The sequence below is a fragment of the Serratia sp. M24T3 genome (assembly GCF_000257645.1).
Classification (GTDB): Bacteria; Pseudomonadota; Gammaproteobacteria; order Enterobacterales; family Enterobacteriaceae; genus Rouxiella.
In genome coordinates this window covers 26,485-39,587 of the sequence record NZ_AJHJ01000022.1, presented here as the reverse complement: position 1 = coordinate 39,587, position 13,103 = coordinate 26,485, and the positions used below count along the sequence as shown (strand labels likewise).

10 protein-coding genes and 4 tRNA genes are annotated in these 13,103 nt (G+C 51.5%); 13 read left to right on the top strand and 1 reads right to left on the bottom strand.

Features of this window, described 5'->3' with window-relative positions; translation table 11 throughout:
• Positions 1-78: 78 nt before the first annotated feature.
• From wecB to SPM24T3_RS16130, 13 genes are all read left to right on the top strand, one after another.
• Entirely contained in the window at positions 79-1,197 is a 1,119-nt protein-coding gene (gene wecB / locus SPM24T3_RS16190; RefSeq protein WP_009637868.1) for a non-hydrolyzing UDP-N-acetylglucosamine 2-epimerase, read from the top strand.
• A 17-nt stretch (positions 1,198-1,214) separates the two neighbouring features.
• Entirely contained in the window at positions 1,215-2,501 is a 1,287-nt protein-coding gene (gene wecC / locus SPM24T3_RS16185) for a UDP-N-acetyl-D-mannosamine dehydrogenase (RefSeq protein ID WP_037378882.1), read from the top strand.
• A gap of 87 nt (positions 2,502-2,588) precedes the next feature.
• Positions 2,589-3,296, top strand: a complete 708-nt coding sequence (gene rffC, locus SPM24T3_RS16180) for a dTDP-4-amino-4,6-dideoxy-D-galactose acyltransferase (protein ID WP_009637866.1) — start codon at positions 2,589-2,591, stop codon at positions 3,294-3,296.
• 4 nt (positions 3,297-3,300) lie between these two features.
• The gene (rffA, locus tag SPM24T3_RS16175; RefSeq protein ID WP_009637865.1) at positions 3,301-4,431 is read left to right on the top strand and encodes a dTDP-4-amino-4,6-dideoxygalactose transaminase; all 1,131 of its coding nucleotides are present in this window, start codon (positions 3,301-3,303) and stop codon (positions 4,429-4,431) included.
• Between the two features lies 1 nt (position 4,432).
• Positions 4,433-5,683, top strand: coding sequence for a lipid III flippase WzxE (gene wzxE / locus SPM24T3_RS16170; protein ID WP_009637864.1), 1,251 nt, complete (start codon positions 4,433-4,435; stop codon positions 5,681-5,683).
• Positions 5,680-6,765, top strand: coding sequence for a TDP-N-acetylfucosamine:lipid II N-acetylfucosaminyltransferase (locus SPM24T3_RS16165; protein WP_009637863.1), 1,086 nt, complete (start codon positions 5,680-5,682; stop codon positions 6,763-6,765). The genes wzxE and SPM24T3_RS16165 overlap by 4 nt, the downstream gene beginning before the upstream one ends.
• Complete coding sequence (gene wzyE / locus SPM24T3_RS16160; RefSeq protein ID WP_009637862.1) at positions 6,762-8,141, top strand: ECA oligosaccharide polymerase; 1,380 nt, start codon at positions 6,762-6,764, stop codon at positions 8,139-8,141. The genes SPM24T3_RS16165 and wzyE overlap by 4 nt, the downstream gene beginning before the upstream one ends.
• A 2-nt stretch (positions 8,142-8,143) precedes the next feature.
• Complete coding sequence (wecG, locus tag SPM24T3_RS16155) at positions 8,144-8,893, top strand: lipopolysaccharide N-acetylmannosaminouronosyltransferase (protein ID WP_009637861.1); 750 nt, start codon at positions 8,144-8,146, stop codon at positions 8,891-8,893.
• A 235-nt stretch (positions 8,894-9,128) separates the two neighbouring features.
• The gene (locus tag SPM24T3_RS16150; protein ID WP_009637860.1) at positions 9,129-10,502 is read left to right on the top strand and encodes an amino acid permease; all 1,374 of its coding nucleotides are present in this window, start codon (positions 9,129-9,131) and stop codon (positions 10,500-10,502) included.
• A 152-nt stretch (positions 10,503-10,654) separates the two neighbouring features.
• Positions 10,655-10,731, top strand: a tRNA-Arg gene (locus SPM24T3_RS16145).
• Between the two features lie 67 nt (positions 10,732-10,798).
• Positions 10,799-10,874: transfer RNA gene (locus tag SPM24T3_RS16140), tRNA-His, on the top strand.
• Positions 10,875-10,926: 52 nt separating this feature from the next.
• Positions 10,927-11,013: transfer RNA gene (locus SPM24T3_RS16135), tRNA-Leu, on the top strand.
• 68 nt (positions 11,014-11,081) lie between these two features.
• Positions 11,082-11,158, top strand: a tRNA-Pro gene (locus SPM24T3_RS16130).
• A 748-nt stretch (positions 11,159-11,906) separates the two neighbouring features.
• Here the strand turns inward: SPM24T3_RS16130 and hemY are convergent.
• The gene (hemY, locus tag SPM24T3_RS16125; RefSeq protein WP_009637859.1) at positions 11,907-13,100 is read right to left on the bottom strand and encodes a protoheme IX biogenesis protein HemY; all 1,194 of its coding nucleotides are present in this window, start codon (positions 13,098-13,100) and stop codon (positions 11,907-11,909) included.
• Positions 13,101-13,103: the final 3 nt, after the last annotated feature.

The following is a 13,103-nucleotide window of genomic DNA, read 5'->3' as shown; positions in this document are numbered from 1 at the left end:
ATAGCGATGAAAAATCGAGCGCCATTGACGCGCTCGCTCCGCAGGAAAGCGCTGCGCCTATCAAAAGAGAGTGCCTCTGTGAAAGTATTAACGATTTTCGGTACCAGGCCGGAAGCAATAAAAATGGCACCCCTGGTACATGCTTTGGCTCAGGATGATGCCTTTGATTCAAGAGTCTGTGTGACGGCCCAGCATCGTCAAATGCTGGACCAGGTCCTAAATTTATTTGCCATCAAGCCGGATTACGATCTCAATATTATGCAGCCCGGCCAAGGGCTGACCGAGATAACCAGCAGGATTTTGCTGGGGCTGAAGCCGGTGCTGGAAGAATTCAAGCCGGACGTGGTGCTAGTCCATGGCGATACCACAACGGCGCTTTCTGCCAGCCTGGCGGCATTTTATCAGCAGATCCCGATTGGCCACGTTGAAGCTGGCCTGCGCACCGGCGACATGTTGTCACCGTGGCCAGAAGAGGGCAACCGCCGTCTGACCGGACATTTGGCAAAGTGGCATTTCGCCCCAACGGCCTTGTCGCGCAATAACTTACTGCGTGAAGGCGTGGACCAAAGTCGCATTACAGTGACCGGCAATACGGTAATAGATGCGCTGCTTTGGGTACGCAACCTGCTGCAACAGTCGCCGGATCTCACTGCGCGAATTGCCAAAAACTACGATTTTATTTGCCCCGAAAGAAAACTGATTCTGGTTACCGGCCATCGACGCGAAAGCTTTGGTAATGGCTTTGAGCGCATTTGTAGCGCGTTGGCAGAAATCGCCAAGCTTCACGCCGATGTGCAAATTATTTATCCGGTGCATCTCAATCCTTTGGTTCGCGAACCGGTAAACCGAATTTTGCAGGGCATTGATAACGTTATTTTAATCGATCCGCAGGATTATTTGCCTTTCGTTTATCTGATGGATAAAGCGTATTTGATCCTCACCGATTCTGGTGGGATACAGGAAGAAGCGCCGTCTCTGGGTAAACCCGTGTTGGTGATGCGAGATACCACGGAAAGACCGGAAGCTGTAGATGCGGGCACGGTTAAACTGGTGGGCACAGATACTGCGGCGATTGTCAGCGAAGTCTCGCGGCTTCTCACCGATGACGATGCCTATCAGACAATGACCCGAGCCCACAATCCTTACGGTGACGGGCATGCCTGTAGCCGCATTTTGGATGCGTTAAAGAATACTTGAGTGAAATCATGACTGTAATGACCAACGCCTCGTTTGAAACTATTTCCATCATTGGTTTGGGCTATATCGGCCTGCCAACAGCGGCCGCCTTTGCTTCACGTCATAAAAAGGTTATCGGTGTGGATATCAACCAGCGCGCGGTCGATATCATCAATCGCGGCGGGGTACATATTGTCGAACCCGAGCTTGATGCGCTGGTGCAACAGGCTGTCGAACAAGGCTTTTTGCAAGCCGTGACAGTGCCGCAGCCAGCAGACGCATTCCTGATAGCCGTGCCGACGCCGTTCAAAGACGGTCACCAGCCTGATATGAGCTATGTCGAGAAAGCGGTTACCGCGCTGGCGGTGGTGCTGAAAAAAGGTGATCTGATCATACTGGAATCGACCTCACCGGTGGGTGCTACCGAACAAATGGCACAGTGGCTGGCTACATTGCGTCCAGACCTGCGATTCCCGCTGTCAGAGGCCTCGGCAACTGATACTAACGCGCCAGACGTTAACATCGCTTACTGCCCGGAACGCGTACTGCCGGGTAAAGTGATGGTAGAACTTATCAAGAACGATCGCGTTATTGGCGGAATGACTCCCCAATGCTCGCAGCGGGCCAGCAGTCTGTATCGTATTTTCCTGGAAGGGGAATGCGTGGTGACCAACAGCCGCACGGCCGAGATGTGCAAACTGACTGAAAACAGTTTCCGCGACGTTAATATCGCCTTTGCCAATGAACTGTCGCTGATTTGCGATGCACAGGGGATCAACGTCTGGGAGCTGATTGGTTTGGCAAACCGCCATCCCCGAGTCAACATTTTGCAGCCCGGACCAGGCGTCGGTGGCCACTGTATCGCCGTCGATCCGTGGTTTATCGTTTCTCAGCATCCTGATCTGGCCCGATTGATTCACACCGCGCGGGTGGTCAACGACGGCAAGCCTTTCTGGGTCGTTGATAAAGTTAAAACAGCGGTGGCGGACTGCCTGGCTGCTACTGGAAAACGCGCCAGTGAAATCAACATTGCCTGCTTTGGGTTAGCGTTTAAACCAGATATTGACGATTTACGTGAAAGCCCGGCGGTACACGTCACGCAGCTGATTGCCGATTGGCACGCAGGCGAAACCTGGGTGGTTGAGCCGCACGTTGAGCATTTACCCACTGCACTGGCAAACAAGGCCAGCCTAAAATCGCTCGACTCGGCGTTGCAGCATGCCGACGTGGTGGTCATGCTGGTCGATCACTCGGCGTTTAAGCAGATTCCTGGCCAACTGATCACCCAAAACTGGGTGGTCGATACTAAAGGTGTGTGGCGCTAAGCCTCCCTTAAACTAAACGGTGTAATAGTTTACTCTGGCCAATGGCGTTAGGTCCGTCGTTGCGCGACTTCAAGGCTTGGAGGAAAAATGAACGATAATCTAATCCGCGGGCGACTTGAGTATTTGCAGTGGGAAAGCGATTTTTTCTCCCGGCCAAGCGCTAAACTGATACTGGATTTCGCTGGCCCGGTTTTACAGCGCAGTGATTTGGGTGAATATCCGCTGGTGCATGCCAAAGTGCCGGCCGATCAGAGCGAGATAATCGACGGCCTGTACTATTTAGGGTTTCGCATGGTTGAGGGGGAAATCGATTTCTCTCTGGATCTCCGCGATGCCGAGCCTGCAACAATCGAATATCAGTTAGCGACTCGTCGTGATTTATCCCGCGTGTGCCAGTTGGCCGGCAGCGCTTTTCAGCTCAGTCGTTTTCGCTCGCCCTGGTATCAACCACATGATTCTGGTCGTTTTTATGCGCTGTGGGCCGAGAAGGCGATTCTGGGGACCTTTGATACTCATTGCCTGACCTTAAGCGACAATGATGGCCAGCTGCTGGGATTTGTCACGCTGCGCGCCATTGAACCCAAGGTTGCCCGTGTTGGATTGCTGGCCGTTCAGCCTCAGGCTACCGGGCGTGGCATTGGCAAGCAGTTAATGAAAGCGGCACAGAGCTGGTGCCTCGCACATGGAATTGAGCAACTCAAGGTTGCCACGCAAACAGGCAATATCGCAGCGTTGAATTTGTATCGTACCTGCGGTGCTGTTCTGTCTCATTCAGCTTACTGGCTGTACAGGTAATTTTATGATCCCATTTAACTCTCCGCCGATTGTCGGCACTGAGCTGGACTACATGCAGGCTGCCATGGGCAGCGGTAAACTGTGTGGCGATGGCGGTTTTACCCGCCGCTGCCAGCAGTGGTTTGAAAAAAACTTCCGCTGTCCAAAAGTGCTTTTAACGCCTTCCTGCACTGCCTCCTTAGAGATGGCCGCCATTTTGTTGGACATCAAGCCCGGCGATGAAGTGATCATGCCGAGCTACACCTTCGTCTCGACGGCCAACGCCTTTGTTCTGCGCGGCGCGACAATCGTGTTTGTCGATATCCGACCAGACACCATGAACATCGACGAAACATTGATTGAAGCCGCAATCACTGAGAAAACGCGGGCGATTGTGCCGGTGCATTACGCGGGAGTCGCCTGTGAAATGGACACCATCATGGCGTTGGCCGAAAAATATAAGCTCTTTGTGGTCGAAGATGCGGCGCAGGGCGTGATGTCGACCTATAAAGGGCGCGCTTTGGGTACCCTCGGCCATATTGGCTGCTTTAGCTTTCATGAGACTAAAAACTACACCGCCGGGGGCGAAGGTGGCGCGACGCTGATTAACAGCCCTGAGCTGGTGGAGCGTGCTGAAATTATTCGCGAAAAGGGCACCAATCGCAGCCAGTTCTTTCGCGGCCAGGTTGATAAATATACTTGGCGTGATATCGGTTCCAGCTATTTGATGGCCGACTTGCAGGCCGCCTATCTCTGGGCTCAGCTTGAAGCCGCCCAGCAGATTAACCAGCAACGTTTAAAACTGTGGAACAGTTACTACAAGGCGCTGAAACCTTTGCAGGACGCTGGCGACCTAGTGTTACCCACCATTGCGCCGGGTTGCGTACACAATGCGCACATGTTTTACATCAAGTTTAAAGACAGTGAAAAACGCGATGCGCTAATTGAATATATGAAAGAGGCTGAAATTCTTACCGTCTTTCATTACATTCCTTTGCATTCCTCGATTGCGGGTAAGAAGTTTGGCTATTTCTGCGGTGAAGACGTTTATACCACCGAAGAGAGCAGCAAACTGGTGCGATTACCGCTGTTTTACAACATGAGTAACGTCATGCAGCAGGCGGTAATTTCTACCTTGCGGAGCTTCTTCGCCTGATATGTCTTTAGCAAAAGCGTCTCTTTGGACCGCCGGTTCGACACTGATTAAAATTGGTGCCGGGCTAGTGGTCATTAAACTATTGGCCGTCGCTTTCGGCCCGGTCGGCGTGGGTCAGGCAGGAAATTTCCGCCAGCTGATCACCGTGCTGGGCGTGCTGTCGGGAGCGGGGATTTTTAACGGCGTCACCAAGCATGTCGCCCAATCACGGCAGGAGCCGGAAAAGCTTAGGGCAATATTAGGTACAGCCTCTACGCTGATTCTCGGATTTTCCACCGCGCTGGCGCTGGTTATGTTGCTGGCCGCCGCGCCCATTAGTGTGGCGCTTTTTGGACACGGCGACTATCAGTCGGTAGTGCGGGCTGTCGCGCTTATCCAGATGGGCATCGCATACGCCAACCTGTTTCAGGCGATTCTAAAAGGCTATCGTGATGCACAAGGCAATTCGCTGGCAGTAATCGGTGGCAGTCTGACAGGTTTGCTGGCCTATTGGTTATGCTTTAGCGTCGGCGGTTATCGCGGCGCGTTGGTCGGTTTTGCGCTGGTTCCGGCGCTGGTGGTATTACCGGCGGGAATTGTGCTCTGGCGTCGTCAGCTTTTTTCTGCGAAATTTTTAGCTCCAAGCTGGGATCCACAGCTGGCGCGCCAGTTCGCCAAGTTTACAATTATGGCGCTGATCACCTCAGTCACTTTGCCGGTGGCTTACGTGATGATGCGTAATTTACTGGCCGAGCACGACGGCTGGCAGGCTGTGGGGATCTGGCAGGGCGTGAGCAGTATATCTGACGCCTATCTGCAATTTATTACCGCCTCGTTTAGCGTGTATCTGTTGCCGACGCTGGCTCGTCTCACCAATAAAGAAGAGATTAGCCGCGAGATCGTCAAGGCGCTGAAGTTTGTGATGCCGATGGTAGCCGCGGCCAGCTTGACTGTCTGGCTGCTGCGTGATTTTGCTGTCTGGCTACTGTTCTCGCCACAGTTTACGGCGATGCGCGATCTTTTCGCCTGGCAGCTGGTTGGTGATGTGCTTAAAGTCAGTGCTTATATCTTTGGTTATCTAGTGATTGCCAAAGCGTCGCTGCGTTTTTATCTGTTGACCGAAATCAGCCAGTTTCTTTTGCTGACTCTGTTTTCGCATTGGCTGATCCCGTTACACGGCGCACTCGGTGCCGCGCAGGCTTATATGGCGACTTACACTATTTACTTTGCGCTGTGCTGTACCTTTTTTGTTATTTATCGTAGACGACCATGAAAACGCTGATTCACGTTTTGGGATCTGATATCCCGCATCATAATTCGACCGTGCTGCGCTTCTTTAACGAGGTGTTACTCGATCACGTCCCGCTAGAGCAGGGGCAGCATTTTATGGTCGCCAGCCTTGATTCACAGGCGCTACCGGCGTGTGAAAAGTTGAGTATCGAGGTGTTGGCCGACAAAAAATCGCTGGCGCAGGCGGTGATCGCCAGAGCGCAGGCTGACAGAAATTGCCGTTTCTTTTTTCATGGCCAATTTAATCCTGGCATCTGGCTGGCTTTGTTAAGCGGTAAGATCAATACCCGACAGGCCTTCTGGCATGTCTGGGGCGCGGACCTGTACGAAAACTCCGGCAGCTTGAAATATCGACTGTTTTATTTATTGCGCCGCCTGGCTCAGGGGCGAGTCGGGCGCGTATTCGCCACCCGGGGCGATTTGTCACACTATCACCAGCGACATCCTCGGGTGCCTTCTTCATTACTGTATTTCCCGACCCGCATGGATCCGTCGCTGACCTTGCCCGCTGACGCCCCTGTTCCCGAAGGGCAGCCAACAGTGCTGGTCGGCAACTCGGGGGATCCGAGCAATCGCCATATCGACGCTCTGCGCGCGCTGCACAAACAGTGGGGCGCGGGGATAAAAGTGATTATCCCAATGGGCTATCCTGCAAATAATCAGACCTATATCGAGCTGGTACGCGGTGAAGCGCTGGCACTTTTCCCTGCGGAAAACATCGAGCTGTTAACCGAGTCCATGGCGTTTTCCGACTACCTGAGCATGCTGAAAAGCTGCGCGCTAGGATATTTTATCTTTGAAAGACAGCAGGGGATTGGCACGCTTTGTCTGCTGATCCAGTTTGGCGTGCCGTTTGTGCTCTCGCGCAAAAACCCTTTCTGGCAGGATATGGCGGAACAGGATTTGCCGGTGTTATTTGACGACGACCAGCTCGATGGTGCCACTCTGAACGAGGCTCGTCGTCAGTTGCTGAATGCCGATCGGCAAAATATTGCCTTTTTTAGCCCGAATTACATTCAGGGCTGGGTGCAGGCCTTGAACAACGCCGTGGGAGTTTCATCATGACGCTGGCGCAGTTGGGCGGTCTAAGCATCGTCTATGCTTTCTCGTTGCTATTTATTTTGAGTCTGACCTATCTGGAATTCCGGCGGGTGCGGTTTAGCTTCAATCTTTTTTTCTCCGTGTTGTATCTGCTGACCTTTTATTTTGGCTTCCCGCTGACCTGCCTGCTGGTGTTTGAATTCAACACCGCCGTGGTACCGGTGCCTTTTCTGTTGGAGGCAATGCTGTCGGCAACCTGCTTTTATGGCATCTATTACGTGGTATATAAAACGCGGTTGCGTAAACCACGAGCCGTGCCGAGGCGGGAAGTGTTTAGCATGAATCGGGTTGAAACCAATCTGACCTGGATCCTGATGGCGCTGGTTGCCTTTGTGACGCTGGGGATTTTCTTCGCCCACAACGGCTTCCTGCTTTTCAAACTGACCTCTTATAGTCAGATTTTCTCCAGCAACGTGTCCGGCGTGGCGCTAAAACGTTTCTTCTATTTCTTTATTCCGGCGATGCTGGTGGTTTATTTCCTCAGGCAGACTCGGACTAACTGGTTCCTGTTTCTGTTTACTACTTTTGCCTTTGGTCTGCTGACCTATGTAGTGGTAGGGGGCACGCGCGCCAATATCATCATCGCATTGGCGCTGTTCCTGTTTATCGGCATTATTCGCGGCTGGATCACGCTGTGGATGTTGTTGCTGGCGGGCATTATGGCAGTGGTGGGAATGTTCTGGCTGGCGCTGAAACGCTACAACCTTGACGTCAGTGGCCCCGAAGCTTTCTATACTTTCCTTTATCTGACCCGCGATACTTTCTCGCCGTGGGAGAATCTTGCGCTATTGCTGCAAAATTACGACAAGATCCACTTCCAGGGGCTGATGCCAATTATCCGTGATTTCTACGTGTTTATCCCGACCTGGCTATGGCACGGCAGGCCGTCTGCGGTGATGAATACCGGTAACTATTTCACTTGGGAAGTGCTCGACAATCACTCTGGCCTGGCGATTTCTCCAACGCTGATTGGTTCACTGGTAATTATGGGCGGGGCGGCGTTTATCCCGTTGGGTGCAGTCGCGGTAGGCATGATTATCAAGTGGTTCGACTGGCTGTATGCGCTGGCTCGGAACGCGACCAATCCTTACAAGGCGGCGATTTTGCAGAGCTTTTGTTTCGGTGCGGTATTCAATATTATTGTCTTGGCTCGTGAAGGGGTGGATTCATTCTTTTCGCGGGTAATATTTTTTGCCGTGGTTTTTGGCCTTTGCCTAATCGCCGCCAAGTTGCTGTATTGGTTGTTTGATACCGCCGGATTAATAAGAATGCGTGTTGACCACCTGGCCAATGTTGAACCCGTTGTGGTGACAGAGCCGTTCGTGCGCGATAAAGGATAATAATGAATTCAAGCTCAATCCCCCTGTCTATTCCGAAATACAGCATCCGTGACATTGAGCTGTGGGGATTTCGCGACATGGACCAGTTCCGCGACTATCTCATTACTGAGGACGCAGTAAAAACGGGGACTCTGGTCGCGATCAATGCCGAGAAAGTGCTGGCGACCGAGCGTGACGCCCAGCTGCGCAGTTTGATCAAAGAGGCGGATTATAAGTATGCCGACGGGGTCAGTATTGTGGCTTCCATCCGTCGAAAATATCCCGCCGCCAACGTTGAACGCGTGCCGGGTGCCGACCTGTGGGAAGCCGTAATGCAACGCGCAGGACAACTTGGAACGCCGGTATTTTTGATCGGCGGTCAAGAAGCTGTGTTATCACAAACCAGGGACAAGCTGCGTAAGCAATGGAACGTCAATATTGTCGGCAGTCAAAACGGTTACTTTACCCCAGCAGAGCGAGAGGCGCTTTTCGAGCGGGTTAAAGCCAGTGGGGCGAAAGTGATTACCGTGGCGATGGGATCTCCGCGTCAGGAGATTTTGATGCGTGACTGTCGCAAGGTTTATCCCGACGCGCTGTACATGGGCGTTGGCGGAACCTACGACGTATTTATCGGCGCGGTAAAGCGTGCTCCTAAAGGTTGGCAGAAGCTCGGACTAGAGTGGCTTTACCGATTAATCAATCAGCCTGGCCGCCTGCCGCGCCAACTTAAACTGCTAAAGTTCGTTCTTTATTATTACACCCGTCGGCTGTAATCGTTTCATGCCCGTGTCTGGTCGCGGGCTTTTATCCTTACTCTCAGCGTAATTTCACTGCAAAATTGCTGAAAATTCGACCTGCCCCGCTATTTTATTCATTCTCATTTGCAACTGACCCCAAAATACGAAACCATACCGCCGTTTTATCTGCCCTGACCTTGGGAAATAACAATAATATTCCGGAAAATCCGGAAAACAGAACAAACACAACACTTTGAGAAACAGAGGATTTATGGCGAGTAACGAAGAAAAAAACGGACTTCATCGAGGGTTGGAGGCCCGCCACATTGAATTGATAGCCTTAGGCGGGACTATCGGGGTTGGATTGTTTATGGGGGCCGCCAGTACATTGAGATGGGCAGGCCCTTCTGTTTTGCTGGCATATATTCTGGCTGGCGTGTTTGTCTTCTTTATTATGCGTTCAATGGGCGAGATGTTGCATCTCGAACCCGTCGCCGGATCGTTTGCCGTTTATGCTCATAAATATCTTGGTCCGTATTTCGGTTATCTAACCGCCTGGGGCTATTGGTTTATGTGGATAGCGGTGGGGATTTCGGAAATTACCGCCATCGGCGTTTATGCCCAGTACTGGTTCCCGCATTTGCCACAGTGGATCCCCGCGCTGGCGGCGGTTGCCATCGTTGCAGCTGCCAACCTTGCGGCGGTCAAGCTTTACGGTGAGATGGAGTTCTGGTTTGCGCTGATTAAAATCACCACCATTATTGTGATGATCGTCGTCGGCCTGGCGGTGATTTTCTTTGGTTTTGGCAACCACGGACAGGCCATCGGTTTCGATAATCTGACCGTTCATGGCGGTTTCTTTGCCGGAGGCTGGAAAGGTTTCCTGTTTGCGCTCTGTATTGTTGTGGCGTCGTATCAGGGGGTTGAACTGGTGGGGATCACTGCCGGTGAAGCCAAGAATCCGCAAGTTACCCTTAAACGCGCGATTAATAACATCCTGTGGCGCATTCTGATTTTTTATGTTGGCGCGATTTTCGTCATCATTACCATTTTCCCATGGAATGAGATGGGCACCCACGGCAGCCCGTTTGTGCTGACCTTCGCCAAAGTCGGGATCACCGCCGCGGCCGGTATTATCAATTTTGTGGTGCTGACTGCTGCGCTATCAGGTTGTAACAGCGGCATGTACAGCTGTGGCCGTATGCTCTACGCGCTGTCGCAAAACGGCCAGCTGCCGGCGTTTCTGTCTAAAGTCTCTGCCAGCGGCGTGCCGGTGTACGGCATTACCGTAACGATTATTTGCCTGCTGGTCGGCTCGTGCCTGAACTATTTGATCCCGAATCCCGAGCAAGTGTTCGTCTATGTCTATAGTGCGAGTGTATTACCGGGGATGATCCCGTGGTTTGTGGTGCTGATTAGCCAACTGCGTTTTCGTGAAGCACATCGCACTGCATTGAAAGCGCACCCGTTTAAGTCAATTTTATTCCCGTATACCAACTATCTGACACTGGCTTTCCTGCTTTGTGTGCTGGTTGGTATGGCAATTAACCCTGATACGCGAATTTCTTTGCTGGTTGGGGCAATTTTTATTGCTGCGGTATCACTTATTTACCTGGCTTTGGGAATGAATCGCCGCAGCCGTTAAGCGCTTTTAAAGAAAAAAGCGTGGGTGGGGAGCCTGATATGCTTACTTTTAGTGCTTAATGGACAATTCGTAATCAATCGAAACTTTTTCAAAAAAAAGCACTAGACAGCATGGCGGTTAAGCCGTAGTATCCCCACCCGCAACGGCGCTAAGCGCCCGTAGCTCAGCTGGATAGAGCGCTGCCCTCCGGAGGCAGAGGTCTCAGGTTCGAATCCTGTCGGGCGCACCATTGACCTCGGTTGGTTTTGCGCAAAGAGTTGCGGTGTTAGTTTCGGACGTGAAGTAAAGATACAATGGTGGCTATAGCTCAGTTGGTAGAGCCCTGGATTGTGATTCCAGTTGTCGTGGGTTCGAGCCCCATTAGCCACCCCACTTCTTCCTTGTGAAGTGAGTGTGAGTTGTAAAGAGTAAAGTTTGTGACAGTGCGAAGGTGGCGGAATTGGTAGACGCGCTAGCTTCAGGTGTTAGTGTTCTTACGGACGTGAGGGTTCAAGTCCCTCTCTTCGCACCACACAAAACTTTAATAGCTCTGTACCACGTAATCCGTAAGACAGGTTGTAAAGAGTAAAAGCACGACATCGGCGAGTAGCGCAGCTTGGTAGCGCAACTGGTTTGGGACCAGTGGGTCGGAGGTTCGAATCCTCTCTCGCCGACCAATTCAAATAAAGAGCCCTGCAGAAATGCGGGGCTTTTTGTTTTTCCTCTTTGTCATATTCCGTTGAATTACCTCATTACTTTCCCTTAAATCATCCTCTGTTCCCTTTCAGCGACACTAACTGTTAAGTTTTTGTTTTTAATAGACATTTAACTGTGAGTATAATCGGCAGGAAAGGTAATACTTTAAATTCCAGTATTGATTGTCGTTGGTAAGAGACACTCATCTATCTGAAAAGTAAAAGATAAAAACCTTGGTGCTTAATAGTGTCGCTGAAAGACGACAAATTTGCTGTTAAAAATCCTTTTCTAACAATAAGTTAATTCATTCCGGAAATGCTGCTCTTGGATGACTGAATATTTATACTTATTTATCATAGGCATAATTTTTATATCGCCATGTCGGATAAGGTAATCAACCGATCTGGCACGCTCCCTGCAATATCTCTGTCGTAGATGCTCATTCCACCTTTTATGATTGCGTAGCTTCATAACCCTGGGAATGACGCAGAGCCAAATTACAGTGTCTCTTGTCTATCTGCCCGATAACCATTGTTCTCTCTGACAAACGTTATCAACCAGCAGACAAAACGTTGAGTGTGACACTACCCATGTTGTCCAAGACCTGATTGTTTTTGACACTTGTCTCTCCGGCAAGTGTTTTTTTTGCCTGTGATTTATTAATCGCACGATCCTGCGGCGAAAAAAAAGCCCGCCAGATTGGCGAGCTTTAAACAGTTTTAAAGCGAGTTATTGCTGCGAATTGTTAATCGTCAGCATCAGCCCCTGATGGCGCATCTCCGCCGCTTCAGCCGGTTTGTGCAGCTTATCAAGCGCATCGGCCAGCCAGGCGTAATCGTAGGCGTCAGGCCGTTGTCGCAGAGCTTCACGAAACGCTTCACTTGCCTGCAACCATTCACCATGCTTCAACAAAACTTGTCCCAGCGTGCTGCTTAGCAGCGGGGTAGCACCGTTTTGCTTGATTGACTGACGCAGGAATTTCTCAATCTGATCCGAATTACCTGAGCGCAGTTTCGGCAGCATCGCTACCAGGCGTTCATCGTATTGGCGTTTCAGGCCATCAAGAATGACTTCCTGTGCCAGATCGTGATCGTTGCATTGAATCAAGTGCGCCGCCATTGCTACCTGTAATGCAGGTTCGTGACGGGTTTTACGACTCTGATTCTTCCACCAGCGCTTGAGGCCTTCACTGCCTTCCTCAGCCATCAACTGGTTCATCATGCCGACGTAAGCTTGTTCCTGAACACGTTGCAGCTGCTCTTCGTCATAGATATTCGCTTTCGCCATCGAGGGCAAAATTTCCATCAGCGACGCGTAAGCACCTGTGCGCATGTATGCCTGTTCTGCCAGACGCAGAATTTCAGGGTGACGTGGCGACAGGCCAATCAGGCGATCGACACCGTGACGCGCGGCGTGGATCTCGCCCTGCGCCAGCTGAATACGCACGCGGGTAATATCCACCGGCAACTGATCGGTATCGGCAATCTCGGCGGCACGTTCCAAATACTGGTTAGTGCGAATCTCGTCACCGCGCTGCGAAGCCGCTTCGGCCGCCAGCAAATAGTTCACCATCGGCTGATCGGCATGGGCAGCGTTGCTGGTCAGCAGCTTTTCCATCTGACGATGATCGCCCTCTGCCAGCTTGATCATCGCGCGCTGGGTCTGTTTACGCGCCTTGGAACGCTTGCGGCCCACAAACCAGCCACGAGTATTTGCGCCGGTACGGAATAAACGGCGCAGCAGCCATTCGATCAAAAACAGCACCACAAACAGCAGAATCGCCATGATCACCAGACCGGTAACGCTGGTTTCAACGTTATAGTTGTCGGTCTGGATCAATACATAGCCCTGATGTCCGGCCAGCATCGGCCCAACAACAATTCCGGCAATAATGATTAGAAACAGTATGAGAACACGTAGCATGCG